The sequence below is a fragment of the Alteromonas sp. K632G genome (assembly GCF_017653625.1).
GTDB lineage: Bacteria > Pseudomonadota > Gammaproteobacteria > Enterobacterales > Alteromonadaceae > Alteromonas > Alteromonas naphthalenivorans.
Map to the genome: position 1 here is coordinate 1 of NZ_JAGGDM010000002.1, position 25785 is coordinate 25785.

Annotated in this window: 24 protein-coding genes and 1 pseudogene; 9 read left to right on the forward strand and 16 right to left on the reverse strand. The window is 44.9% G+C overall.

All coding sequences use genetic code 11. From position 1 onward, the window contains the following. Positions 1-77: 77 nt before the first annotated feature. Positions 78-2204, forward strand: a pseudogene (locus J5X92_RS02665) (TonB-dependent receptor); the annotation flags it as partial. A gap of 108 nt (positions 2205-2312) precedes the next feature. Here J5X92_RS02665 and J5X92_RS02670 read toward each other — a convergent pair. The 6 genes from J5X92_RS02670 to J5X92_RS02695 all read right to left on the reverse strand — a co-directional run bounded on the left by J5X92_RS02670 (position 2313) and on the right by J5X92_RS02695 (position 9857). After that, positions 2313-4166 (reverse strand): ATP-binding cassette domain-containing protein, encoded by a 1854-nt coding sequence (locus tag J5X92_RS02670; protein WP_244360142.1) that lies wholly within the window; start codon positions 4164-4166, stop codon positions 2313-2315. Next, entirely contained in the window at positions 4163-5803 is a 1641-nt protein-coding gene (locus J5X92_RS02675) for an ATP-binding cassette domain-containing protein (protein ID WP_126873866.1), read from the reverse strand. Before J5X92_RS02675 ends, J5X92_RS02670 begins: the two co-directional genes overlap by 4 nt. Positions 5804-5931: 128 nt before the next feature. Continuing rightward, a complete protein-coding gene (cydX, locus tag J5X92_RS02680; protein ID WP_013786436.1) occupies positions 5932-6045 on the reverse strand; it encodes a cytochrome bd-I oxidase subunit CydX in 114 nt (37 codons plus the stop codon). Positions 6046-6055: 10 nt separating this feature from the next. Then, positions 6056-7192: a cytochrome d ubiquinol oxidase subunit II gene (gene cydB, locus J5X92_RS02685; protein ID WP_013786437.1), complete on the reverse strand. Its 1137-nt coding sequence runs from the start codon at positions 7190-7192 to the stop codon at positions 6056-6058. After that, complete coding sequence (locus J5X92_RS02690) at positions 7189-8769, reverse strand: cytochrome ubiquinol oxidase subunit I (protein WP_208804533.1); 1581 nt, start codon at positions 8767-8769, stop codon at positions 7189-7191. The genes cydB and J5X92_RS02690 overlap by 4 nt, the downstream gene beginning before the upstream one ends. A gap of 449 nt (positions 8770-9218) precedes the next feature. Then, positions 9219-9857 (reverse strand): DUF3365 domain-containing protein, encoded by a 639-nt coding sequence (locus J5X92_RS02695; RefSeq protein ID WP_013786440.1) that lies wholly within the window; start codon positions 9855-9857, stop codon positions 9219-9221. Between the two features lie 176 nt (positions 9858-10033). Between J5X92_RS02695 and J5X92_RS02700 the strand changes: the two genes are divergently transcribed. From J5X92_RS02700 to J5X92_RS02710, 3 genes are all read left to right on the forward strand, one after another. Continuing rightward, complete coding sequence (locus J5X92_RS02700; RefSeq protein WP_041453156.1) at positions 10034-11299, forward strand: sigma-54-dependent Fis family transcriptional regulator; 1266 nt, start codon at positions 10034-10036, stop codon at positions 11297-11299. 86 nt (positions 11300-11385) lie between these two features. Continuing rightward, positions 11386-11808, forward strand: a complete 423-nt coding sequence (locus tag J5X92_RS02705) for a hypothetical protein (RefSeq protein WP_232363159.1) — start codon at positions 11386-11388, stop codon at positions 11806-11808. Positions 11809-11885: 77 nt separating this feature from the next. Further along, positions 11886-13979, forward strand: coding sequence for a TonB-dependent receptor (locus J5X92_RS02710; RefSeq protein WP_013786443.1), 2094 nt, complete (start codon positions 11886-11888; stop codon positions 13977-13979). Between the two features lie 139 nt (positions 13980-14118). On the opposite strand, the gene J5X92_RS02715 is transcribed toward J5X92_RS02710, so the two are convergent. Further along, positions 14119-14889, reverse strand: a complete 771-nt coding sequence (locus J5X92_RS02715; RefSeq protein WP_013786444.1) for a sulfite exporter TauE/SafE family protein — start codon at positions 14887-14889, stop codon at positions 14119-14121. Positions 14890-15144: 255 nt separating this feature from the next. On the opposite strand from J5X92_RS02715, the gene J5X92_RS02720 reads away from it, so the two are divergent. After that, entirely contained in the window at positions 15145-16974 is a 1830-nt protein-coding gene (locus J5X92_RS02720) for a DUF4105 domain-containing protein (protein WP_013786445.1), read from the forward strand. Positions 16975-16996: 22 nt separating this feature from the next. After that, positions 16997-17443 carry a DUF3015 family protein gene (locus J5X92_RS02725; protein ID WP_013786446.1) on the forward strand — a complete coding sequence of 149 codons (447 nt, stop codon included), beginning with the start codon at positions 16997-16999 and terminating at the stop codon, positions 17441-17443. 121 nt (positions 17444-17564) lie between these two features. On the opposite strand, the gene yeiP is transcribed toward J5X92_RS02725, so the two are convergent. The 8 genes from yeiP to J5X92_RS02765 form a co-directional block, all read right to left on the reverse strand. Beyond that, entirely contained in the window at positions 17565-18131 is a 567-nt protein-coding gene (gene yeiP / locus J5X92_RS02730; protein WP_013786447.1) for an elongation factor P-like protein YeiP, read from the reverse strand. A gap of 99 nt (positions 18132-18230) precedes the next feature. Continuing rightward, positions 18231-18626 carry an MmcQ/YjbR family DNA-binding protein gene (locus J5X92_RS02735; protein ID WP_013786448.1) on the reverse strand — a complete coding sequence of 132 codons (396 nt, stop codon included), beginning with the start codon at positions 18624-18626 and terminating at the stop codon, positions 18231-18233. A gap of 16 nt (positions 18627-18642) precedes the next feature. After that, positions 18643-19149: an AAA family ATPase gene (locus tag J5X92_RS02740; RefSeq protein WP_208804534.1), complete on the reverse strand. Its 507-nt coding sequence runs from the start codon at positions 19147-19149 to the stop codon at positions 18643-18645. Between the two features lie 33 nt (positions 19150-19182). Then, positions 19183-19776, reverse strand: a complete 594-nt coding sequence (locus J5X92_RS02745; RefSeq protein ID WP_126874032.1) for a GNAT family protein — start codon at positions 19774-19776, stop codon at positions 19183-19185. A 39-nt stretch (positions 19777-19815) separates the two neighbouring features. Further along, on the reverse strand, positions 19816-19974 hold the full coding sequence (locus J5X92_RS02750; RefSeq protein ID WP_013786451.1) for a hypothetical protein: 159 nt from the start codon (positions 19972-19974) through the stop codon (positions 19816-19818). Positions 19975-20052: 78 nt separating this feature from the next. Beyond that, positions 20053-21192, reverse strand: a complete 1140-nt coding sequence (locus tag J5X92_RS02755) for a VCBS repeat-containing protein (protein WP_126874031.1) — start codon at positions 21190-21192, stop codon at positions 20053-20055. A gap of 64 nt (positions 21193-21256) precedes the next feature. After that, positions 21257-23026, reverse strand: coding sequence for a DUF885 domain-containing protein (locus tag J5X92_RS02760; RefSeq protein ID WP_208804535.1), 1770 nt, complete (start codon positions 23024-23026; stop codon positions 21257-21259). Beyond that, positions 22998-23156 (reverse strand): hypothetical protein, encoded by a 159-nt coding sequence (locus tag J5X92_RS02765; RefSeq protein WP_208804536.1) that lies wholly within the window; start codon positions 23154-23156, stop codon positions 22998-23000. The genes J5X92_RS02760 and J5X92_RS02765 overlap by 29 nt, the downstream gene beginning before the upstream one ends. Positions 23157-23463: 307 nt before the next feature. Here J5X92_RS02765 and J5X92_RS02770 point away from each other — a divergent pair, with 307 nt between their 5' ends. The 3 genes from J5X92_RS02770 to J5X92_RS02780 all read left to right on the forward strand — a co-directional run bounded on the left by J5X92_RS02770 (position 23464) and on the right by J5X92_RS02780 (position 25441). Beyond that, a complete protein-coding gene (locus tag J5X92_RS02770) occupies positions 23464-23961 on the forward strand; it encodes a hypothetical protein (RefSeq protein ID WP_208804538.1) in 498 nt (165 codons plus the stop codon). Between the two features lie 88 nt (positions 23962-24049). Continuing rightward, the gene (locus J5X92_RS02775; protein ID WP_013786455.1) at positions 24050-24439 is read left to right on the forward strand and encodes a DUF4440 domain-containing protein; all 390 of its coding nucleotides are present in this window, start codon (positions 24050-24052) and stop codon (positions 24437-24439) included. 171 nt (positions 24440-24610) lie between these two features. Continuing rightward, entirely contained in the window at positions 24611-25441 is an 831-nt protein-coding gene (locus J5X92_RS02780) for an HAD family acid phosphatase (RefSeq protein ID WP_013786456.1), read from the forward strand. Between the two features lie 70 nt (positions 25442-25511). Here the strand turns inward: J5X92_RS02780 and J5X92_RS02785 are convergent, their stop codons facing one another. Further along, complete coding sequence (locus J5X92_RS02785; protein WP_013786457.1) at positions 25512-25730, reverse strand: DUF2892 domain-containing protein; 219 nt, start codon at positions 25728-25730, stop codon at positions 25512-25514. Positions 25731-25785: the final 55 nt, after the last annotated feature.

The window sequence follows — 25785 nt, forward strand, 5'->3', positions numbered from 1 at the left end:
GAAGCGTAGAGCTAAATCCGGAGAATAAAAAAGAAGCAGCTTAACAGCTCAGGCGACAACTACCTTGAAAAACGCCGGTACCATCGGTCAGTTTCCGAAAAGGTAACACCACTCGGAACTCCGCCATTACCGTTCGTGGTATTGGGACTATTTCATTTAGTGTGGCTGCTGAGCCGAGTGTCTCTACAGTAGTAGACGGCGTTGTGTTAGGCCGTGCCGGTCAAGCGTTTGTTGACTTATATGACCTTGAGCGCATTGAAGTATTACGTGGCCCGCAGGGTACCTTGTTTGGTAAAAATGCGTCTGCCGGTGTGGTTAACATTACTACTAAACGCCCTTCTGATGAATTTGAAGGCACTGCGGAAGTATCCTTGTTTCAAGACAATGAATACCGTTTAAAAACCAGTGTATCTGGTGCGTTAAACGATAATGTAAACGGTAGCCTAACCGTACTTAAATCACAGTTCGACGGCTATATTAAAAACGTTTATAACAATGAAATGACCAACGGCTACGATAAAGAAGGCGTTCGTGCCATGCTTGATATGGAAGCGGGTAACGACACTGATGTGCTTTTCATCTTTGAAAACGTGAAATCTGATGATAGCTGTTGTGCCGATTTAGAACTTTCACCAAGTGGTCGTCACCCTGATTCTGAAGCACTACCTAACAGTACTGGTACTGGTGACTTAGATTTAGAACAGCGCCTTATTGATCATGACTTTGAAACTCGCACATTAGATGAAACCACAGGTTTCTCAATGCAAGTTGACACCATGTTTGGTGACCATCAGTTCACTTCAATCACGGCTTACCGCGATTGGGACAATACAGAATTCCGTGAAGGTGACTTCACCTCAACTGCGGGCACCCGTCCTTTCCCTGTGTTTGGCGAACCGTTTCAGTTACATGATATTGGCGCACAAAACTGGAAGCAAACGTCACAAGAATTCCGCATAGCATCGCCTGTGGGTGAGGCATTCGATTATCAAGTGGGTGCGTTCTGGTGGACACAAAAATCTGAACGTAACTTTACCCGTGATGCAAGTTGTCAAAATAACGATTTACAATTCCCTAAGGCTATCAGCGCTTACTTAACTGACACCTTAGGTATAGCTGATCCAACTGACGATCAAGTTAACCAGTTTATTGCTGATGAAGGTCTTAGCTGTAATTCAAACGATATTGTTAGCGCAACCGCTTACATGGAAACGCAGTTTGATAACTGGGCATTATTTGCTGATGGTAAATACCATATTAATGACGACTTGCGTCTGCTATTCGGTATTCGTTATACCGATGATGAAGTTAGCTACTCACATAACCGAAGCAGTAATGACCAATACAGCCGTACTGGTGTAGGTGTACGTAGCTTCGATACTGACTACAGCGGCAAGACTGACGAAACTAATGTATCAGGCAAGTTGGGTGTGCAGTATGACTTAACTGATAACAGCATGACTTATTTCACCTTCTCACAAGGCTACAAAGGCCCTGCGTTTAACGTGTTCTACAACATGTCAGACACAGATACCTTGCCTATTGGTGAAGAAACATCGGATGCTTACGAGCTAGGTTATAAGTACGCTAGCCGCAGCGTAATCTTTAACGCTGCTATTTTCAGAACGGATATCGATGGTTTTCAAGCAAATAACTCAGAGTTACTTGATTCAGTTACTATCACTCGCTTAACCAATGCAGGGTCGGTCACCACACAGGGTTTCGAGTTTGATTTCATGTGGCAAGCAACAGATAACCTCTCGTTAACTGGTGGTTTATCGAAAGTAGATGCTGAAGTAGATGAGTTCTTATGCCCAGTTAGTGACCCAACCTGTACTGGTAGTTCAGGCGCTGACTTGCCTTTCTCTCCAGACCTAAAATACTCTGTAACCGGTGAGTACATTTGGGAAATGGACAACATGGATATCATTTTAAACGGCTCGTACGTTTACACTGATGAAATGTTCGTGGGTGCACCTGGTGCATTTGCCGCCGAAAACGACCCGGCAGTATTACCTGACTACGCTATTGTGAATGCAAGCTTTGCGTTTTCGTTCCAAGATGATGACTACCGCATCAGCCTTATCGGTAAGAACTTAACTGACGAAAGCTATGTAACCACCTACAGCGGCGATAACTTCCGTTATCAAATCCCTCGTGATGCAGACCGTTACTTCGGTGTGCAGCTACGCGCTAAGTTCTAAAAACAAGTTATACATGTGTGTTTAAGGCGCCTATATGGCGCCTTTTTTGTTCGCTTTTCACCCTTTGGGCCCAGTTATTAAGAGTGTGCATACCTTTCAACTGGGGTCTTATTTCCTTCGCGGCTTAAAACCAAAAGCCGTGTTGCGCTCGTGGTGTTGCAGCTCTGCCAAAGCCTGTTGCTGCTGTTCACTAGGCGTTAGCGTCGTGCAATTCGGCGACGTTACCTGCCATCCACCTTCGCCAACCGTGTTTTGGTGGGCATGATCTATTTGGTTATGACTTAGTTGGTTGTGTCTTGGTTGGCTATAACTTAGCTGGGTGCCATTTAGTTGAGTATGAAGACTGGGGGGAGATTTACTCTGATAACCTTTTTCATCAAGCGAGAAGGTTGTATTAGGTTGAAGGGCCGCAGGAACAACATGGGTAGCAACAATGACTAACCGCGAATGCGCACTCTCATTAATGACCTCTGCGACGCGCTGCTGTGCTTCGTAGTCTAGCCCTTCAAAAGGCTCATCAATTAACAACACATCGGGCATCGCTAGTAAGGCTCTGGCCAATGCTAAACGCTTACCTTCACCGCCAGATAACGCCCTTCCTCCTTTACCAACCCATTCAGCCAAGGTAGTAAGGTGCTGCAAACCAACCCGGGCTAAAACATTGTGCATAGCATCTTCGCTTATTCCAGACGCTGCCGGATCTAAATTGAGTTTAATAGTACCGGCCAAAATGATGGGTTGCTGTTCAACATAAATCCATTTTTCTAGCATGCCTTGCGGGGTGGCAACATTGTCTATAGAGCGTCGACCTTCAAAAGGAAGGAGCCCGCATATTGCTTGTAGTACGCTCGACTTACCGCACCCCGAATAGCCTTTAATCACATTCAGCCCTAATGCCTCAAACTGCATATTGACCGCTGGTAGGTTTCTTTCTTTAGCGATAAAACCCGTTAAAGAAAGTGACATGCTGGGTTTATGGGCATTTAGTAAGGGCAAAGGCTGGGTGTGCATTGCGTGTAGCTCTGCCTTGCTATGTCGCCACTTAGCAAGCTTCACGACACTGCTGAAAGTGGCGCTCGCCCAGTCCGGCGCAGCCAACAGCACCATTGGCGTAATGAGTGCTAGCGGAACAAAATAGGCTGCCGTATTGGCAGTCAAAACAACCAGCGCCACTAAAGTGAACACGCCACCTTGGAACAGCCACATAGCTTTAGACACTAGCGCCTGCTCTTTTAGTTGTGCATCTTGTACGCGCTGAGTAGAGGGTGCATTAAACAAGCCCTTTACCGTTTTTGACTTAAGGTGCCATAAACTACTTGCTTGAAAAAACGTCGCGCTTTGTTGCCGAAATTCAAGCTCTGCCTCAGCCGAACTAGCCACAGCTTTCAGTCCGTAAACCGCAGTAACAACGCTAATTACCAACCACACTATGGCTAGGGCTATGAAAAAACCATAACCTGGCACATTAATGAAATACCCCGTGAGCAACAAGCCTGTCATTAGCAGCATAACTGAGGCTAATGGAGAAACCCACGCAATAAAAGCTGAGGCAAGTTGCTCAGTGTGGTTCGCGAGCGCTTCAACTGTCCATGCTTTGCTTTCAAGGCGTTTTGCCGCTAATTGCTCAAACACAGCTAACCGTGCTTTGGCAATTCGGGTTAATAAATCCTTGTGTCCTAGCCACATGGTGGTGTAACCAGAAGCGATACGAAGTAGTGCGAGCCCACGAATCACCACCGCAGGGATCACGTAGTTAAACCCTAAAGGAGCTATTGCGCTAATGGCAATAAACCAAGATGAAATGATAAGAATACTCAAACCCGCTATACCATGAAGCAAGGCTAAGCCCAGCGCGCCATACGCAGCCATTGATGTCTGCCCGGTGAGTGACGAAGACGCTTTTGATGTAGCTATACCTTGCGCAGATACAGCAGGCTTTATAGATTTGGGGGTAGATTTCATTTCACGGTTACTTCGCCATCTGCAATACGCCAATGGGTGTCAAACCAATGCGCAGGCAATAATTTATGCGACGCCCAAATAACGGTTTTGTCTTGTGTGACGCGAGCAATAAGTTGTGAAAGACGGTGGTGCTGCTCATCGGGGATATGCGCAGTGGGCTCATCTAACAACCAAATATCAGGGTTTCTTAACAGTCCGCGAGCTAACGCAAGCCGCTGCGCTTCGCCACCAGAGAGGCTGGGATACTCGGTCATCAAGGTATCTAGGCCATTAGGCAGCGACGAAAGCCAATCCGCTAACTCAACTGAATTTAGCACCTCGCACAACGCACTATCGCTATAGTGGGCATCCAGTAAAAGGTTGTCTCTCACACTGCCAGGTAAAACAACTGGGGTTTGACTCACCCATACATAGCTTCCGTCAAAGCTTTGGGAAGCTTTACGCTGACCCGCTAGGGCCTCAAGCAATACCGTTTTACCGCTACCAGAAACGCCGTTTAGGCGAATATGCTCTCCTAAAGCAACCTTCAGGTGTTCGGCTTTAAGCAAGTTAGACACTCGAAAATCTTGCGCATCAAACCCCACAAACGGTTTGTTCTTCATTTCGCCTTTAGTCACTTCTCTTTCCTGGGCAGGCGCATTGTCGTTCAACGTAGTAAATAAGGGAAATAAACACTCGCTGGCCGCTTCAGCTTCAGCTTTTTGGTGATAAACCTGCCCGAGCTTTTTCATTTCGCTCAAAATCAGTGGCACAGAAAGCAACACCCAAAGCCCTTGCTGTAAGGAAATTTCAGGCCCCAAGTTAAGCTCGCCGAGCAGTGAAAAACCAATAAATACCGCAACTAAGGCTACCGATAAAGTGGCAAAAAAATCCAATACTGACGATGATAAAAATGCGACGCCTACCACCCGCATGGTGCGCTTGTTAAGTTGTTCACTGGCGTTATTAAGTAACCGCATTTGCGTGTTGTGTGCACGATAACTCGCCATTAAAGGCAGTGCATTGAGTCTATCGGTAAATAACCCGCCAAGCCGCTCAAGTGCCACAAAATGCTTGCGATGTAAGCTCGCGGCACCTTTCCCGACAATGACCATAAACAAAGGAACAATCGGCAGGGCTACAGCTAACCCCATACCTATGACAGGGTTTACGTAAAAAATAACCACTAGCGCCATCAATGGGACAAGCACAGCAACATATTGCTGTACGCGGTAATCGAAAGCCCAGTTGGCGATAGCGCGAATATGCTTCACCCAAAGTGTTTGCCAGTAAAAAAGGGAATGTTGACGAATGAGGGCGTGCTGTTGCTCGGCGAAGATAAGTTGTAAGTTTTGCTCCATAGCCTGCATTAACTGGCTTTTGTATGACAACGTTAGCGTGTTCACTAACCCTTGAACTATCCAACAAATAAACAGCGCAACGCATAAACCTTTAATATGAAACAGGCTTGCTCTATGAGTATCGACCACCCATTCGTGCATGGCATGAGCGAAAAAATAGAAAGCGACAATCAGTGAAAAAAGAGACAGACACTTGACTAAAGTAATTATTAAAACCCGTCTGCGCACGCCAAGCTTGTGCGTATTATCGAGTTGATTAAACTTAGCTTGAAATGTCTGCCTGTCTAACTTTATCATTGACTTTATCGCACTGCCTATCTTTTAAAATAGCGGGTTAAAATAACTGATTAAGTAAAGACAACGAGCCTTGAAAACACAAGGTCGTTGCCTTTTACGTTTTATATTACGCTATGAATATTAATCAGTTATTCGGCGTCTTCTGGACGGTCCATGTCTTCGGTAGACTCAAGCCACATGGCATTTAAAATACCGAATGAACATGCTAGCAGTACGCCGAGGATCCAAGTGAAATACCACATATGCTACTCCTTAATAAATAGTGTGAGATTGATCTAAGTCGCTATTTTTGACTCGGCCACGCATTACATAATAGCCATAGGCGGTATAGCACAAGATGATAGGCACAAAGATACAAGCCACAATGAACATGATATTTAGAGTTAAATGACTAGAGGTGGCATCCCATACCGTAAGACTAGCTTCTGGCATAGTGATACTGGGCATTAAGAACGGGAACATTGAGAAGCCCGCAGTTAAAATAACGCCAGTAATCAGTAGTGCACTTGAAACAAATGCCATCCCTGCATTCCCTTTGCGAGAAAACATGGCACATGCAAGCCCTGCTACCACACCTAATACAGGTGCAAGCATCATCCATGGATATCGTGAGTAGTTCGTCATCCATGCACCCGCTTCAATAGCGACTTCTTTTTTCATTGGATTTGAGGTGGCTAAGGTATCTACGGTAGAGGTAATGACAAAACCATCTAACCCAAAGGCTACCCACGCACCGGCAATCAAAAACAAGGCTACTGCCACTAGGCTTAATATAAACGACGTTACACGTGCTCTAGATTCAATGAAACCATCCGTTTTCATTTGTAACCAGGTAGCGCCGTGATTCAGTAAGATAGCCACTGACAATAATCCAGATACAAGCGCAAATGGAGTAAGCAAACCAAAGAAAGAGCCGGTGTACGTTGATTTAAGTGTGTTGTCGAATTCAAACGGCACACCTAATAACAAGTTACCAAAGGCCACGCCAAAAATAAGCGCAGGAATGAAACCACCAGCAAACAATGCCCAATCCCATGCTTTTCGCCACTGAGCATTTGGCAGTTTACTGCGATAATCAAATCCAATTGGACGCATCCAAAGCGCAATTAGCGTTAGCGCTAGGGCTAAGTAAAACCCTGAGAAAGCAGTAGCATAAATCATCGGCCAGGCTGCAAAAATGGCACCACCTGCCGTAATAAACCACACTTGATTTCCATCCCAATGCGGCCCAATGGTATTAATCATTACGCGACGTTCTTTGTCTGTTTTACCAATAATGGTCAGCAGTGAACCTACACCTAAATCGAACCCATCTGTTACTGCGAAACCAATCAATAGCACACCAATAAGGCACCACCAGGCTACGCGAAGAAATTCATAATCAATCATGCGTTTGCTCCTTTTGCATCAAAGTCGATTAGGTCGTCATCTTCATCACTATGATTATCTTCAGGCGGTACTGGCCCTTTTTTGGCGAACTTCTTCATCAAGTAAAAAGCAACAATGAACATTACAGTGTAAAACGCTGAGTAGGCGACTAACGTAGTAACAATGTCAGAAATAGACAAATTAGACGTTGATGCATGCACTGGCAGAATCTCTGCAATGGACCAAGGCTGGCGACCAAACTCAGCCACAAACCAACCGGCTTCACACGCAACCCAAGGCAGCGGCAAGCTATACAATGATGCTTTCAACAACCAGCGAGGCTGCGTAATTTTATGTTGAGTGCTGTAATAGAAGGCAGCCAAGAATACGGCTAGCATAATAAAGCCTGATACCACCATTAATCGGAAACTCCAAAATAAGGGGGCGACTTTAGGAATACTGTAATCTACTGCTTTTTTTAAGGCCGCTTCAGAAGGCTGTGTGACATCATCCGTAAATGGCTCTAATAACATGGCATAGCCCATATTATCTTTATGTGCGTCAAACAGGGCTTGTTCGTCTGCAGAAGCCGTTCCATCTCGAACACTATCGAGCAAACCGTACGCTTTAATACCATCAAGAATACGTAAGCGGTTTTCTGCTTTAATATCTTTTAAGCCTTTCACTTCCTCGGTAAGTGAACGAGTAGCAATAATGCCCATCGCCCAAGGAATTTGAAGTGCGTATTCGGTTTCCTCTTTTTCATCATTAGGAATACCAAATACGGTAAAAGGCGCAGGTGCTGGGTGGGTCTCATATTCCGCTTCAACCGCAGCCAATTTCACTTTTTGCACTTCACCTAATTCGTAACCACTTTCGTCACCAAGCACAATCACTGACAAGGTAGCCGCTAGGCCGAAGCTAGCCGCAATAGCGAAAGAACGACGGGCAAATGCGATATGCTTGTGGTTAAGTAGGTAATAACTAGAAATAGCCAATACAAACATGGCACCTGTTACGTAGCCCGCTGAGACGGTATGCACAAACTTTACTTGCGCGACAGGATTGAAGATAACCTCGGCAAAACTTGTCATTTCCATGCGCATGGCTTCAAAGTTAAATTCTGCGCCTACAGGGTATTGCATCCAACCATTGGCAATGAGTATCCATAGAGCTGAGAAGTTAGAACCAATAGCCACCAACCAAGTGGTCATTAAGTGTCTTCCCTTCGACATTTTATCCCAGCCGAAGAAGAACAATCCAACGAAAGTCGATTCTAGGAAGAACGCCATCAGACCTTCAATAGCCAGCGGTGCCCCAAAAATATCCCCTACATAGTGAGAATAGTAGGACCAATTCATACCGAACTGAAACTCCATAGTGAGGCCGGTAGCCACACCAATGGCGAAGTTAATACCAAACAACTTGCCCCAAAACTGAGTCATTTGTTTGTAAATTTCTTTGCCTGTCATCACATAAACGGATTCCATAATGGCAAGCATGAAACTCAACCCTAAGGTTAAGGGCACAAATATAAAGTGGAACATCGCAGTTAGCGCAAATTGCCACCGCGATAGCTCGACTAACGTATCGCTCATGGGTTTTCTCCCTAGTTAAAAAACAGTACGGCAAGCCGCTAAAATTCTTTTAAATCAATAACCTTAAAAATAAGGCCGCACCGTAAGACTTGTACTTCTGACGGAGGTTTAGCAAGCTTTGCGCCAGCTATGGCACGATTGCCCATCACCACCTGTATTCCCTACCATGCGGCGCAATTATTCCACTAAGTCGAACCAGCCGCGTTGATCCATCTCAAACAAGATGAGAGGAAATTGCGCCAAAAATGACAATTCCCGCCATTTTTGACAAATAAAAATTAAATGAAGTAATAGGTCAAAAAATCTGAAAGTGGAGGGTTTGCAAAAAGCACTGGAAAGGAATTAGGTGAATAGAAATAAGTAAAGAGAGTAAGAAGAAATAAGCGAGAGGCGATAGAGATGCAACTGAGCCAGTAAAGGCCCGTTGCATCTTCTAAATAAAGAAATGGCTATTCGGGTGAATAGGTAAGCGTGAAAGCCCCTCTTAAACTGCCCGGCGCTAAACCCGTGGCGGTATCTTCAGGGTATTTCTCTTTAATAATATCTAACACTGCTGGGGCCACGTTATTGCCATGACAGGCTGTACATACTTGCCCCGTAACAATCGCTGACATATAGCGCAATTCACCTGTTTCTTCATTCCACTGTGATGCCTCTAGCGGCATAGGCAATTGCTTAGATAAGGCATCTGCAAACTCGTGCAATTGGGTTTCTTCCCATGCATCTGGTTGGTTGTCTTGGTTACGCACTTGCAGCGCGGTGCGCCCTACCGTCCAACCATCCTTCTTGAGCGCTTCTGCAATAGGCCCAGCAGCCACATAGCACTCTTCTACCCCTGCTTCCAAACCACCTTTTGAAATAGCTTGCTGAAGCCTCGACTTTAACGCGCCCCCTAGTGCTTTGGCATTGCTACGTGCTTGATTTAGCTTATCTTCGGGGCCTGCCAGGGTGGTTTCAGTTGCGTGTTGTGTAGCTATGCTGTCTTGCGGCTGCGGCATTTCAGCCGCTAGCGCGGTTGATAGTACGATTAATAGTGAAGCAGATAAAAAGAACCCACTTATCACAACAGCCGTTAATCTCGTTTTCATATTCTTTTCCTCAATGGGGAGCATTACCTACCAAGATACGTACAAGGCTCGTGCCAATGTGATACCTTAAACCTAGATTAATTACCTTATGGGTGTAGGTTGTATCTATACCGCATGCGCACCCACCCCGTATCGCTAGGTGAAGCTGTTACATGAATATCTCGATTGTTCAGGCAATGATAGATGCCATCGATAAACCCGCTATTTTCATTAATCATCAGTATGTAATAGAGGCGGTTAACCAGCCTTATCGCAATACCTACCCTGTGGATATTATTCCGGGTAAAAGTCAGTGTTTTAAGGTGTCACACGGTAATACTAAGCCTTGTGATCAATGCGGTGAAAGCTGCCCTATTCAGCAATGCAAAGACACCGGCCGGACTGCAAGTGTGGTTCACATTCACACCACAAAAAGCGGTCAAAGCTATTGTGATATTCTCATGCGGCCGGTTCACGACGCTAATGGCGACCTGCTTGGTTACTTAGAAATATTAGATAAACTCGCGTTTGCATCAAATTACCCTACCAAGGGTAAAATGATAGGTGAGTCTGCCGCCTTTAAAGCCATGCTGAATAAAATTAATCGGGCCGCAAAATCCGATATAGCCGTGTTGCTTCAAGGCGAAACGGGCACAGGTAAAGAGCTGGTTTCTCATGCCCTGCACACCAGTAGCCACCGCGCTGAAAAACCTTTTGTGGTAATAGAGTGTACGGGGTTAGCTGATACGCTTTTTGAATCGGAGTTATTCGGCTACGAGAAAGGCGCTTTTACTGGCGCGCAATCAAACAAAAAAGGATTAGTTGATGCCGCCCAAGGCGGAACGCTATTTTTTGATGAAATTGGCGATGTGCCTCTTACCATGCAGGTGAAGTTACTACGGTTGTTTGAAACTCAAACCTACCGCCCAGTTGGAAGCGTGCAAGTAAAAAAAGCCGATTTCCGTTTAGTATGCGCTAGCCATAAAGACTTAAAATCCTTAGTGGAAAAAGGTGAATTCAGACAAGATCTTTACTACCGTATTGCAGGTTTCCCCATACACCTTCCGCCACTTCGTGAGCGTCAAAGCGACATTGAATTGCTGTGCAGCCACATGTTGCACGAACTGCCTTCGAAAAAGCGTTTACACAAATCCACTATTGAAATGCTAACCAACTATACCTACCCAGGTAACATTCGAGAGCTTAAAAATATTGTGGAACAAGCGTACTTGTTGGCAGATGAAAATGTAATTTACCCAACCGATTTGCCCGAGCTAGTTAGCGAACCCACTGTCCACACAAATGAAAGAGTCCTCACTCTGGAAGCTGCTGAAGCTAAGTACCTTGAAAAGGTAGTGGCAAAGCACGAAGGCAGTATAGACACTCTTGCCAATGCACTAGGTGTCAGCCAGCGGACGTTATATCGTAAGCTTCAATCGCTAGGGTTAAAGGTTAAGGGTTAAATAGCTCGCAGTAAAAACCCTTTCAACATCCTATTTTTAACGTATTATTAGATAAGTTCCGGTAGAAATAGAATACTGCTTTGCCATTGAAGTCATTATTTACACTGCTAGTATGCCTAACCCTGCTTTTGCAAAATGCGATGGCATTGGGGCTTGCGGCTGTTTCAATGGAAAAGGCCCAGCAATTTACTACCCAGTTTAACGACAGCAACAACGATATAGAACTTATCTGTACCGGTAATACCATGCGCTGGATATCATTAAGCGCGACTGAACATGCCGGTGAGTTTGTTTATGTTAGTGTCGATATTAGCAAAATACCGGTAGAACATATCGACTGTACCAATAGCCTACTTTCTGATTTACCCAACGCGGTAAAGTCACCTGAGTTTTCACTTCCCTTAATAACCTTTGTTAGTTATAACAACCTTGCTACTGCCATTGCACAGCGGCCCTATACCGCATACGCCTACGCGGCTCCGCTGTCACGCGCTCCACCCCTTTCATAGTTTTCCCATAACACTTTATTTATAACGCGCTTTTATCAGCGTTATCGCTGACGTTGTTTAATTAAAATGGACTAATTATGAAAAAAACAGCCATTGCACTAGCAGTATGTACTGCTGGCTTTTCCCCTTTTTTGTATGCTCAAGACACCGCTTCAACAGAAGTGATTACCGTTATTGGCGAGCCGCTCACCCTCACTAATAATGCGCCGGTTTCGGCCTCTACTAATACCGAAGCTGACTATGGCGATCAACTCGCTGCCCTTCCTGGCGTAACTATTTCACGAAACGGCCCCGTAACCGGGTTAATTCAATACCGTGGCCTTTATGGTGATAGAGTCGGCGTGACTATTGATGGTGTAGATATTGCGGTCGCAGGCCCTAACGCTATGGATTCCCCGCTTTCACATGTGTTACCTGAACCCGGCCTTCAGGCCGTGCTGTATCGCGGAATAGTACCGGTAAGTGCAGGGGTTGAAACCTTAGGCGGTAAACTAGACATTCGTGCCGACGCTCAGCACTTGTTTGCACAAGCTAATGGCCTGCAGTTTAATGCCAGCGCCGGTGCGTTTTCTCCCGGCGATGCACAGCAGTACCAAGCCAATGCATTTTATGGCACAGACAATGGCTTTTTTAGCGGCGCATTTACCCACCAGCAACGTGACGAGCGCGAGGCTGCCTCTAACGATGCAGGCTCAAACATAACTATCCCTAATTCTCAGTACCAAAGAAACGGCGGTAAACTTCGTGCAGGCTATAGTTGGGGCAAGCATAGCCTAGATGTCAGCTACCAAACACTGAACACTAACAATAGCGGTACTGCGGCTCTTGCCATGGATATTACGTCTATAGATGCGGCGTGGTATCGCTTAGGTTATCAATACCAAGCCGATGATGAGCGTATGTTAAAAGTCAGCGTGTTTGGAAATAGCAACCAACACGCCATGGACAATTTTTCTCAACGCGCGGTTTCGATGGCCAGCACGGCAAGACAAAACGATGCCGATTCCGTTGCACAAGGAATAGAGGCAAGCTACATCACCCCAGCCCTTAATGGTGAACTTGAAGTAGGCTTTAGTCATTTACACAGTCGAAATAGCTCTGTTATCACCAACCCGAATAACAGCGCATTTTATATCAATAACTTTAGCGATATTACCCGCGATACTTACAGTGGTTTTACCGAATGGCATAGAAAAACCGACACCGCTGATTACCTGCTGGGCCTTCGTTATACCCAAATTGATATGGACGCTGATGCAATAGACTCTAACATGGTAATGATGAACGATGCGGTGGCCACACTAGCGTCTAACTTCAACACCGCCGAACGTAGTGAAACCTACAATATGCTAGATGCGGCAGCGACTATTCAAATACCCGTAAGCGAAACGGTGACAGTCTTTACGGGTATCTCCCAAAAGAACCGCGCGCCTAATTATTATGAACGTTACACCTGGTTACCATTAGGCATTACAGGCGGCATGGCAGACGGGTTCAATTACATTGGTAACCTTGAACTCGATAACGAAACTGCGCGTCAAATTGAGTTTGGTGTTACTTACAGCAAAAATGACTGGACCGTTTCACCACGACTTTATTATCAAGACATAGAAGACTATATTACTGGCACCCCGAGCAGCAATGCAGCTGCGGTTATGTTCTCGACCATGATGGGGTCTGATACACCGTTTCAATGGACGAATACCGACGCAGTTATTAAAGGCCTAGACGTTACGATTAACGGTAAGCTATCTGACAACCTGCTTCTAACGTCTACAGCAAGTTTGAGCCATGGTAATAGAGACGATATAGACGACGGGTTATTTCGCATTGCCCCTGAGCAATTAACTACCCGTATTGAGTGGCAAAGCGAGCTTATGCAATCGCCGCTTATGTTGTCAGTTACGTCTCATTTAGTGGGTGCACAGAATCATACCTCTGCCCTACAAAATGAAAGCAGTACATCAGGTTACGGACTTATACATTTGGGCGCACGCTGGCAACTTACTCAAGCCTTTAGCGTGTCGGTACAGCTTCAAAATGCGCTTGATAAGTACTATACCGCTCATACCGCAGGTGTTAACCGCGTATCAGATGCCGATATTGCGGTAGGAGATAAACTGCCTGGGACTGGCAGAGAATGGCAGATCTCAGCGAGCTATCGCTTTTAGCGACCACTATTCACTGGCCCACTCCCAAAGCGAGCCAACATGTAAATTACGATAAAAAAGGTAAAGTGATAGGCGAAGATATTCGCCTATCACGCTTTCGTTGAGTAATTCATAGGCAAACAACATCGAACAAGCTGACCTACACTAAATCAGACACTGCCTGCACAATTAAGCGGATTGCTAATAAGGTAACGATAACCTTAAACAGCACGAGAAATTTATCGGCTGGAATCTTCTTGAGTACTTTTAGCCCCACGTAAGTCCCCACTGCGCCACTTATAATCATGGCAAAAATTAATCCTAGCCATTGAAAAAAGGAGAATCCTACAAAGGTAAACACAAACGCTTTTAACCCATGTTGAAAGGTAAGGCACGAGGCCATGGTGGCGGTTATCTGCATTTTATTGTAATTGTTCCGATGCACAAACGCGGCAACTAGCGGCCCCGTAGCCCCCACAAACATAGAGATTAACGTGGTGACCAGCCCCGCTAGACTTCGCCCAGCGGGCTGCATTTCCTGCGCTTTTGGTTTGCTGCCCCACACCAAAAATAAGATAAAACCCGCTACAGCAAATTGGATTACGACTAAGGGCAATTGCACGACTATAAACGTAGCCAGCACCGCCCCCAACAACGCCCCAAACGAAAAGAACTTCACCATAGACCAATCAACATAACGAAAGGTCATTAGTGCTCGGTTGCCGTTTGAACCTAACTGTACCAACCCATGCACAGGAATAAGTGCAGATACTGGCAAGCTTCCCGCCATTACCGCAATAAGCAACACGCCACCGCCAATACCAAAGGTGGCGGTTATCAAGGACGTCATCGTAGAGGTTGCTATTAGCACTGCGGCGGTAGTTAACGAGATAGCGCCATCAGCGGTTAGCCAATAAGTAACGAGATCCAATTACAGCCCTCCTTTTTTAATTTATTGATTTTTAGTTTCCCTCAAGCACAAACGAGGTGAAAGAAAATGGTTTTAACCTCACCTTTTTGAAGCGAAATTTAAGGCACCTAGTAGCAATTAGTAACAAATTATCTGTAATTGGAACTTGTATATACCCTGCAGCGAAGGCATATTCTGCAATCTTCATTGCGCAACGAAACGGTTTATTTTACGTCGTTGTCGCGAATTTAAATGGATTTAGTCTAGGAAGTTGCGTTGTATTCCTTTTTCACCCGCTGTTGCATAGTATTTTTGTGTACCGTAACGCTAGTTTACGCTAACGATGCGTCTCAACATATAAATAACCTAGCATCACACAAGGTGTGGAAGCAGCTATTACATGCTGAGCAAACCGCAGTAACGCTACACCACAATGGCAGTAACTTCTATTTAGCAGAAAATGGCTTTGAAAATCCACTTTCGGAACTTGAAGCGACTATTCATGCCTTCTCACAAAACCCAAAAAGCCAGTGTCAATTTCCCGCACGTAAACGTTTTATAGAAAAACAGTTACCCACACTTAGCTTCCCTGACGTGGCATGTCCAAAGTATGAAGATTATTTAGATGCTTTTTCTACCCACAGCGCCAGCCTTATTTTTGCTTCAGGCTACTTAGGTAACCCCGCGTCGATGTTTGGTCATGTATTTTTAAAGTTTAATGGCGAATCAGAAGACGGCTTACTCGATAACACCTTCTCTTATGGGGCTAAAGTACCCGATAACGAAAACAAGTTGGTTTACATCACTAAAGGCATATTGGGTGGCTATCAAGGTAAGTTCTCTAACCAGCAATACCACCATCATCATTTAACTTATAGCGAAACCGAGCTTCGCGATATGTGGGAATATAAACTTGCCCTATCCCAAGACGATATTCAATTTCTACTTGCCCATTTATGGGAGCTAGAAAATGCCACAATGACCTATTACTTCTTTGAGCAAAACTGTGCCTACCAATTAGCAAAGTTACTCAGCTTAGTTTTCGATGAATCTCTGATTGCCCCCAATAAGGTGTGGGTGATGCCATTTGATTTAGTGGTAATGATGCAACGCCATCAAACTAGCCGTACAATGTTTAATGACGTTATCTACCATGGTTCACGTCAGCAAACACTTTATGATCGCTGGCAACAATTAACCAGCAAGGAACAGCAAACCTTACTGCAAATTCTAGAAAGTGCGCCTAAAGACACGCAACAGCAACTTGCTGCTTTAGGTGACGCATCGGCGATACGGGTTATCGATACCCTTTACGACTACTTTGCGTTTATTGAACAAAAAGAAGACGACCTCACCACTATACAACAAGCACAAAAGCGGCAAGCCATGATAAAACGGTTTGGTATGGCACCCGTTAAACCAAACTGGAAAAGCATAGATAGACGCCCTCCTCATGAAGCACAAGATACCACGCGTATTGGTCTTGGTTTATACGACACACCATCAGGCGACGTGGCGGGGGAGTTGAACTTTAGGGCCAATTATTACGATCTGCTCACGCTGAATGCGGGGCGAATTCCTTACTCTGAGCTAACCACCTTTAATCTTCGTCTTCGTTACCTAGAGGGTGAAGAGTTAGCAGTAAGAGAGTTTACGCCAGTACGAATTATTAACCTTAATGCGTCTGAATCTGGATTGCCACTTGATAGCAATTGGGCTTGGAAACTGGCCTTTGGCTACAGAGAACAGGCTAACAACTGTACCCACTGCGGCGCAGGTTATATCGACAGTTTTATTGGGAAGTCTTGGGCCTTTCGTCACAACCTTGTAGGTTATGCCGCGCTCAGCACTTCTATTACCAGCTCTAATCTGAATGGCGGCTTTATCGCTGTGGGTTCAGAAGTGGGAGGCGTAGCACATGTTACGTCTGAAATAGCAATGTCATTGGCAGTAGGACAACAATGGTTTGTGAACCAGCCATCGAAGGATCAACATTACCTCTCTATTACCGCGCGATATTCAATTAATCAGCGCTGGGATGTGAGAGCCAATATTGATAACAAGCATGGTACTGACTTCGGCTTGCTCATTTCACATTATTACTAATAACAATCAGAGGAATATAACAATGTTTAAAAAACTAACGCTTGCTGCACTTCTTACGACTACTGCCATTGCTGGAAACGTATCGGCTGACGACAACATCAACCCGTGGAAACACTGTGGTATTGGCGCGGCTATTTTTGATGACAATGGCACAGCTGCTGCCATTTCAAACATCATTTGGGATTTAGGTACGACTGCGGTTTCTTCAAAAGTATCATCTGCTGATTCTTGTGAAGGTAAAATGGCTACTGCGGCGGTATTCATTCAAAATAACTTTAACAACATTATTGAAGAAACTAGCCAAGGTTCAGGCGCACACCTAACGGCAATGCTTGATATTTTAGAAGTAAACGAAGCGGCACGTGCTGATGTTGTTACTGCTGTTCGTGCTGAAATGGCACTATCAGTTGCAGCAAACGAAGCAACTAGCCCAGAAGCTTTCTACAACGCTGTTGTAGCAAACATCTAGTTATATAGGCAGTGGCGAAATGACCGCTTGCGGGAATGCCACTGTCGCATAGCGGTGATATAGCAATAATAAACGAGGGCGCAATGCGCCCTCGTTTTTTTAAATCGTACTTAAATAAATATTACGCGCGACTTTGGAATTTACGCTCTTCGGTATTTACCTTTATCCACTCGCCAGTACTGATGTACTCAGGCACTTGAACCACTAGCCCCGTCGATAACGTAGCAGGCTTAGTCCGCGAGGTTGCAGACGCACCTTTAATAGAAGGGTCGGTTTCAGTTACCTCTAGTTCTACACTCATTGGTAAATCTAGCGCCACTGGCACATCGCTTACAATTAACACCTGAATAGACTCAGTCTTTTCGTTAATAAATAAGGCTTCGTCAGCAATGCTTTCTTTGTTTAGGTGGTACGGCGTGTAATCTTCGTTATCGAGGAATACATACTCGTCGCCATCTATGTAAGAAAACATCACTGGGCGACGCACTAAATCAGCCATTTCTAGCATGTCTGAATCTTTGAAGGTTTCATCAAACTTAGCGCCGCTAACCACGTCGTACATACGCATGCGATAAATACTACCACCCGCGCGGCCCTGAGGTACTGAACGTTCGATATCTCTCACAATACACGTTTTACCACCATAAACGATGGTGTGATTCTTTTTAATTTCACTTGCCTTTGGCATGGTCTTACCCTGTTATTAATGGCCTTTAACGATTGGCGGGCCATGTTAAATTATCGCCCTATCTTCCGGTAATTGAGTGTTATAGTCAAAGCTATAAGATTAACTCAACCCTAGTTCCTTTTGTTTTTTCTTAGTAAGTCCTAGCGACACTAATTTATAAGACTCGTGTAAGTAGTAGCTCAACTCTTCGTTGAGTGCTTCTACACTTTGTTCAAATTCAATTTTAGGTTGAGTTTCATCGCCGCCAAATTGCTGGATCCATTTCATGCCCCGAGACGCAAAATAAGGCGCGGGGCGATACCCGGGTTTCTCGCTCAAAAAATGGTAATTAAGCTCTGAGGTTTTGAAAATAAAAGCGGGTTCACCGTTTTTGCCTAAACCGCCTATGGCAAATACTTTACCGCCCACCTTCCATACATGGGAGTTATTCCATTGCATTACATAAGTTGTAGCCTTTAAGCCACCACAAAACTGATTAAACTCGTCGTAGGTCACTGTGCTTCGCTATCTTTCATTGTCTTTCACTGTGGCTGTTTGAGGTGTACATGGTTTTGGTTCCCTCAAAACTATCGTACAAGACTTGATGACTTTGCTTGGAAAAGGTATCCGTTCTATTTTCATAGTCCTTTATCCAGTCTATCAACATATCTAAATTCGCATCTTGCGCTTGCTTAGACGCATACTTATGAGGTTCCCATGGGCGAGCCTTAGCATTTTCTACACAAAGGTTAATGGGTAGATTTAAGAAGATGAGCTCATCGGCATGAGGCAAGACTTCAGCGAGCAAATCGGAATAGCAACCCTCAATAACCCACGATGTATTTTTAGATAAGAAAGTTTCAATAAGCACCTTTGATTCGCTGATAGGCAAACGACTAGGTGGGCTAGAGGTCGCATTTGAGGGCGCCCAGGCCACCGAGTCCAAATCTAAATGAGCGATGTGGTGCCCCTTTACCAAATTCTTAGCCAGGGTAGACTTTCCTGAACCTGAGTTTCCAAAAACGACAATTTTTGTCATGACTCACCTTGTTATTAGCGCTATCACGTGGCTCTATTGTCGAAAACTTGCCAACTTGTACACTAAGTTATTTTTTACCGCCGCCCATTCAGAATTAATAATGGAAAATACCACTGTGTCTCTAAACGAACCATCTGGTAGACGTTGATGCTGCCTAAGTACCCCATCCTGTTTTGCGCCAAGACGAGCAATTGCCTTACGCGATTCAAGATTGTGCCAGTGAGTTCTAAACTCAACAGCAATAACGTCAAGCACCTCGAATGCATGGTTCAGTAGCGCTAATTTACATTCCGTGTTTACCGACGAGCGCTGATGACTTTTTGCATACCAGGTATAACCAATTTCTACTCGCTTGTTTGCATAATCTAGATTGCAAAAACGGGTACTGCCGATCACTTTCCCACTTAGTTTTTCAACCACCACGAAGGGTTGGGACAAGCCATCTTTTTGCTGCTGCAATGCCAGAGAAATATAAGTGTCAATAGCGTCTGGTCGTGGCACCGAAGTAAACCAGAGCTCCCATAGTTTTCCATCACTCGCAGCGTCTGCCAAATCATCAGCATGTTCTTCCCGCAAAGGCACCAGCACGACTGATCCGGCATCAAGTTCATTTTCTGGTAAAAACATTGTATATCCTGCTTCCTTTTCAGTTTAACTAAACTAGCGTTAGCATTGTTTTTTAGGTCTTTTGGCCACTTTAAGCAAAGGCATAGGACCAACGAGCATCGTCGGGTCCATTTGAAAATCTAGGTCGATAATTTCCCAGCCCTGCGAACCAAGTGAATTCAGGTACTTTTCAACATCTTCGACAGTAAGCTCTGTCAAAATATCCCTTTTATTAGCGCACGAATATTATTTCTGACGCTGTTGATTACTTAAAAGCTACACTAAATAACTCAACGCCTACAAGTCATTGCTACTAACATACACAGCAGCCCGTTTACTGTCACCATCTCCAATGACAAAATCACTTTTACCATCTTGATTTATATCGAGAATGGCAAGGCTCCAGGGGTTTGAAATTTGAGGGTGCTTGAAACTGATAGACTTAAATGACGACTTAGTTCCCAATATTGCAAGCACTTCACCTGACCAACTGCTGATTAACGCATCATCAATTCCGTCATCATTTATATCGCCCGTGGCAATTTGTTTAGCGCCTGCTGAAGCGCTAATTTCTGATTTAGCGACTTTTAGAAAATTACCGCGACCATCGCCGAGCATAATGGTAATCATACTTTCATTTGTCGCTACAATGACATCTTGGTTTCCGTCGCCATTCATATCAGCAAGTTCAATAGCAAAGGGCGATTCCGGTTGGGCTAACTTGCTTAAAGAAAAGCGCATTTGCTTATCGCCAGTATTTACCAATACGCCAATATCTCGCTGATTTGGAGTAACCATATCTTCAAAACCATCGTTATTGATGTCGCCAACAGCAAACCCTCGGTATGGGTCTCCACCTGCGTTAATAACCTTACCAGGCGTTTTAAATCTTCCTGCACTTAAGCCTTTTAGTACCAGAAGTCCATTGTGGCTTCTGTTATCTACAATTAAATCTGGCGTTTCATCACCATCAATGTCACTCAATTTCACAACGTGGGGATGAGGCTTTACGTTAATATTTAAGGGGGAATGCGGCGGCTCGACAAAGGTTCCATCCCCCTTGCCAAAGAGCACAGTAATGTACGAAGTTTCATGATTGGCAACAACCACATCAACGTGTCCGTCTGCGTTTATATCTGATATCGCTAACCCAGAAGGGCTATCCCCTGCAGCAAAAATTCCGCCGCGGTTTAGGGTACCCTTCCCGTCTGAAAGGTAAGTGATAATATTATTATCAGACGCGTTCGCGATTATCACATCTTGGTTGTCATCAGCGTTAATATCCGACGCGATAATCGATGGTTGCCCAGCCCCTACTTCAATAATGGACGATGTGTATTTTATGCTATCTATTTCAATAGTCTCTGCTGACGCGTAAACGTCAACTAAGCCAATAGTTATCAAAAGGAAATAACTTGTAGAAGTTAATACATTCATGTTTCACCTACAGATATTTATACCGCCGATCGCAGAGAAGAAGTAGGGCATTGTCCTTCTGCTATTATTGTTTAGTGTTGATGTATTGCTCTACCCGCTTTTCTAACGCGTCCAAAGGCAATGCGCCAGCACCCAGTACGCTTGAATGGAAGTCGCGAATATCGAAGTTATCACCTATCTGCGCTTGCGCTTTTTCACGTAATTCCAGTATTTTTAGCATACCCATTTTGTATGAAAGCGCCTGCCCTGGATTTACAAAATAACGCTCTACTTCCGTTTCAATGTCTTGTGGTGATAAAGGCGTGTTGGTAGCAAAGTATTCTATGGCTTGTTCTCGCGACCAGCGTTTGTAGTGAATACCGGTATCGGTCACTAGGCGAACCGCTCGCCAAAGCTCATTCTGCAAACGGCCAAAATTATGCAATGGGTTTTTATAAAAGCCCATCTCGAACGCTAATTGTTCTGCATACAAGGCCCAACCTTCTATATAAGCCCCTACACCTAAATACTTCCTAAAGCGCGGCAGCCCTTCTAGTTCTTGTGCCTGGGCAATTTGAAAATGATGGCCGGGCACGCCTTCATGATAAGTTATCGCTTTGAACACATACTTTTGAACCCCTGTCATATCAGCCAAATTAGCATAGTAAATACCAGGACGGCTTCCATCTAAACTGGGACGATTATAAAACGCAATAGACGTAGAGTTCTCACGCCAAGGCTCTACTCTACGTACTTCTAAATCCGCTTTTGGCAGAGTATGGAAATATTGATCGGCAACGGCAAAGATTTCACTGGTTTGCGCTTTTGCATCAGCCAAAAACGCCGCTCGACCCTCGTCGTTATTGGCATAAAAATTATTTGGGTCGGTGCGTATGAATTCAAAAAAAGCTTGTAGTGTTCCCGTAAACTCAACCTCATCCATTATCTGCTGCATCTGTTGATGAATACGTGCAACTTCATTTAAACCAATCACATGAATTTCTTCTGGTGACAACGCTAATGTGGTTTCAGCTTTTACTCGATTCGCGTAATAAGCATCGCCGTTAGGCAACGACCAAACACCATCATTGTTAGCTTGTAATGGCTTTTGTTGTTTCAACGTGGCGAGTAAGCTGCTGTAGCCTCTTTTAAATGGCCCTTTAAGCGCGCTACTAGCCTCTTCAAGCAATGCATTTTCTTTTGATTCTTCTAAATGCAGTGCGGCTAACTTTTCTTTGAAGTCTGCATACAAGGGGTGAAGCTTGCTACTACTCGTAACCGGGGCATCTAAAGGTGCACCGGTTAACATAGCACTCACGTCGTTGATCATTGAATCAAACGAAAATGCAGGCGGTAACACACCAAAGGCTGCCCGGTCTTTCATTCTCGCTACAATATCGTCCATGAGCGATTCAAAACCTACAAGCCTATTTATATACGCCTGTGCACCAGCTTCATTCACAATACGGTGATTATTTTTAAGCAAGGTAATGGCTGAAGTGTATTGACCTCTAAACTGATCAACCACATAACTTTGCTTACGAAAGGCTGCATTTTCAATTTCGTTAGTTAGCTCTCGCTTAAACAAATCAAAATTCAATTTACCTTCGTCGCTTAAGTCACTGCGGTCGAATTCGGCAGTTAATTTAGCCAGATCGGCCTTTGTGTTTTCTAACTGCTTTTGAGCAAACGCATCAGACGTGTCACTCCACGTAGATTGCGCGCCATTGTTAATACCTAGGTAAGATTGGAGATTTGGGCTTTGTGCCACCAACCTATCAAAACGCGCCTCTATAAACGCGACAAGTCGCTTATCTTCTTGCTGTTTAACGCTTTCTGGCTTCCTGCTGTGCATGCTTAGGCGCATCTTCAGGTGCGGGATTGCAGCCACTTAATAAAGTAGTACTTAAGCCTACTGCACATACAGCAAATGCCACCGCACTTTTAGGAAGGGCTTTTGTAACGCTACATTTTCTTACCCGCATTCGTTTCTCTCCTAAAGCATCTATATTTGTTATTTTTTAATTTCATCTACGACATTAAAACAAACCGATTCGAATGGGTAACAATTTTACATATTGCTAAAACTTGGAAGCGGAGCGCGCCCTTCCAGACATTCACAGACTTACCGATTATTACCGCACGAACTCAATATAGATGGTGTGCAAGGGCTATCGGAACCCTCCACAGCATGGATGCTGTGCCGAAGTAGCTAGCTATGTTAAGTTTCAGCGTGAGGGTGGAGCGCATGCCTTATGACCCTCTGCCGCAAGGATGCGGCAGCGGAGCCCCTTGGAACATTTACGGGCTTGCCGATTACTACCGTACGAACTCAGTATAGATGGTGTGCAAGGGCTATCGGAACCCTCCACAGCATGGATGCTGTGGCGAAGTAGCCAGCTATGTTTCAGAGTGAGGGTGGAGAGCGAGTCTCATACCCTCTGCCGCAAGGATGCGGCAGCGGAGCCCCTTGGAACATTTACGGGCTTGCCGATTACTACCGTACGAACTCAGTATAGATGGTGTGCAAGGGCTATCGGAACCCTCCACAGCATGGATGCTGTGGCGGAGCGCCCATGGATGGGTTTACCGCGCGTTTCGATTGCCCTAGCACATCATCTGTTAAGCGATGAGAATCTACCCCACAAAGTCATTGACTTTTTATTCGGCAAATTAAATACTGCGGTTATGACATTACGCACATTGCTGTTTTCAGCACCGCGCCAAGGTTTGGCGTTAAACTCAATTATCCTCCTCGCTATTATTATTAATAATTGGCGGGAAAGTTAGTGCGTACGTAAAACATCACTAAAACCCGCCGCCAAGGCGGGTTTTTCTTAAGTCTGTCTTCGCGGTAAAAACAAACGAGACGACAGCCATGAACAACATCACTCAGTTATTAGCCCGTTTGCATAACGCGGTAAACGAAAACGATCCAGCTTCGGTTAGCGCCTGCTATGGCGATAATGCCAAGGTGGTATCTACGCCGCTAAAAGGCACAGCCCAGCACGATTGTGTTAGCGCACTACAAACTTTCCAACGCAAATACATGCCGGAGCATATCGTTACCACCGGCGATGAAATTGTAATTGAAGCGGGTGATGTGGCGTTAGTAATCGCTAAGCTTTACCTAGTGCCAAAAGCCGCTCCCCACACATTACCTTGCGACGGCAAACGAGCGGTGTATGTGATGCAGCGAAACGACAGCGGTGAATGGCGATGCATTATCGATAACTTCTTTGGCACCGATTTACTCGACTTTGCCTGAGACTTTGCAGAAGCATTAGGCCCGGCGCTAGTTAGTTTTATCAGTAATACGACAAAGTGAGGCTCGGGCAAGTTACCTTTATTTTGAAGCCGGAACGTTTTGTGTCAAAGTAACGCATCAAAATTTTCATTGGCGAAGATAAACCGTTACCGCCAAGCAAGGACTATAAACATGTTTACCACTGCTTCGACTTCTCTTAAGACCGCACTGCGACCTATTGCCGTGTCTTGTTTGGCGCTAAGCGCGCTATCAGCCTGTGTTACTACCCCACAGGCTGACACCAGCGTAGCGGACGCTGCGCCAGAAGCGTCTTTTTCTTTATCTAACGCTGTGAAATACCAACGCCAGAGTAAAGAGTATCCACTTCTTAGCGCCTATGTTTATAAGCAAGCTACCGCCGCACTGCCTGCAACCTTTGAAAATCAGCAAACGCCTGCCGTAATCGTGCTAGATGTAGATGAAACCGTGCTAGATAACAGCCTTTATCAAGAAGAGCGTGAGTCAAAAGGCTTGGGGTATTCAAGCGAAAGCTGGAACGCATGGATAAAAAGGGAAGAAGCCACGTTAGTTCCCGGTGTAGATAAGTTTCTAACAACCGTGATTGAAAGAGGTGGAAAAATTGCCCTTATTACTAACCGCGATAAAACCTTAGACAGCCACACGTGGAATAACTTGCTCGCCATGGGCTTGCCGCTTACACCAAGCAACACCTGTATTATGGGCAGATTACCTGCCGACAAAGAGGCCGTTGATCATAAGTACATTGTGAACGATAAAGACCGCCGTCGTAATGCCGTAAAGCAAGGCTCGCCAGCTTGCTCGCTCACGAATGACACGGCAAGTGAGGGTTGGAACAAACCGCATAATATTATTATGCAAATTGGCGATAATATTGAAGATTTTCAAGGGGTAACGCAGGAAGATGCTTATCTGCCAGCGATACTGCCTGAAGTCGGCACTAGCTTGTTTATTTTGCCTAACCCTATGTATGGTTCTTGGTAAGCGTAGCTAGCCATCAACGCTTAAGCCTAACTAGTGCCTTCGCGAATATTTAAATTCGCTTATCGTTAAACTAGTTTTGCTGTTGAGCCAGCTCTCTTTCGCTTTTTAGCCCCAATACCTTTTTAAAAAAAAGTGTGGCGGGGCAAAAGCCGGTAAAGCTTTGCTGAAATAAGTTGGCGCCAATAAACACCGTAAACCATACAAAGTTTGGGTGAACCCATACGGTTAACACAACCGACAACAACACCATGAAGCCCGCAAAAGCGGTCAATGCTTTTTCCTGAGACATTATCATTTCCTCTTAAATAATCGCACCCAGTTAATTTGTACAAAATTTACGACTA

Coding starts and splice junctions, on each gene's coding strand:
- J5X92_RS02695 (WP_013786440.1), bottom strand. CDS start 9,857: ATGAAAACGAGATTAACGGCTGTTGTGATAAGTGGGTTCTTTTTATCT.
- J5X92_RS02760 (WP_208804535.1), bottom strand. CDS start 23,026: ATGCACAGCAGGAAGCCAGAAAGCGTTAAACAGCAAGAAGATAAGCGA.
- J5X92_RS02690 (WP_208804533.1), bottom strand. CDS start 8,769: ATGAGCGATACGTTAGTCGAGCTATCGCGGTGGCAATTTGCGCTAACT.
- J5X92_RS02745 (WP_126874032.1), bottom strand. CDS start 19,776: ATGTTTTTACCAGAAAATGAACTTGATGCCGGATCAGTCGTGCTGGTG.
- J5X92_RS02710 (WP_013786443.1), top strand. CDS start 11,886: ATGAAAAAAACAGCCATTGCACTAGCAGTATGTACTGCTGGCTTTTCC.
- J5X92_RS02765 (WP_208804536.1), bottom strand. CDS start 23,156: ATGCGGGTAAGAAAATGTAGCGTTACAAAAGCCCTTCCTAAAAGTGCG.
- J5X92_RS02670 (WP_244360142.1), bottom strand. CDS start 4,166: ATGAAATCTACCCCCAAATCTATAAAGCCTGCTGTATCTGCGCAAGGT.
- J5X92_RS02675 (WP_126873866.1), bottom strand. CDS start 5,803: ATGATAAAGTTAGACAGGCAGACATTTCAAGCTAAGTTTAATCAACTC.
- cydX (WP_013786436.1), bottom strand. CDS start 6,045: ATGTGGTATTTCACTTGGATCCTCGGCGTACTGCTAGCATGTTCATTC.
- cydB (WP_013786437.1), bottom strand. CDS start 7,192: ATGATTGATTATGAATTTCTTCGCGTAGCCTGGTGGTGCCTTATTGGT.
- J5X92_RS02780 (WP_013786456.1), top strand. CDS start 24,611: ATGTTTACCACTGCTTCGACTTCTCTTAAGACCGCACTGCGACCTATT.
- J5X92_RS02725 (WP_013786446.1), top strand. CDS start 16,997: ATGTTTAAAAAACTAACGCTTGCTGCACTTCTTACGACTACTGCCATT.
- J5X92_RS02755 (WP_126874031.1), bottom strand. CDS start 21,192: ATGAATGTATTAACTTCTACAAGTTATTTCCTTTTGATAACTATTGGC.
- J5X92_RS02785 (WP_013786457.1), bottom strand. CDS start 25,730: ATGTCTCAGGAAAAAGCATTGACCGCTTTTGCGGGCTTCATGGTGTTG.
- J5X92_RS02775 (WP_013786455.1), top strand. CDS start 24,050: ATGAACAACATCACTCAGTTATTAGCCCGTTTGCATAACGCGGTAAAC.
- yeiP (WP_013786447.1), bottom strand. CDS start 18,131: ATGCCAAAGGCAAGTGAAATTAAAAAGAATCACACCATCGTTTATGGT.
- J5X92_RS02740 (WP_208804534.1), bottom strand. CDS start 19,149: ATGACAAAAATTGTCGTTTTTGGAAACTCAGGTTCAGGAAAGTCTACC.
- J5X92_RS02700 (WP_041453156.1), top strand. CDS start 10,034: ATGATAGATGCCATCGATAAACCCGCTATTTTCATTAATCATCAGTAT.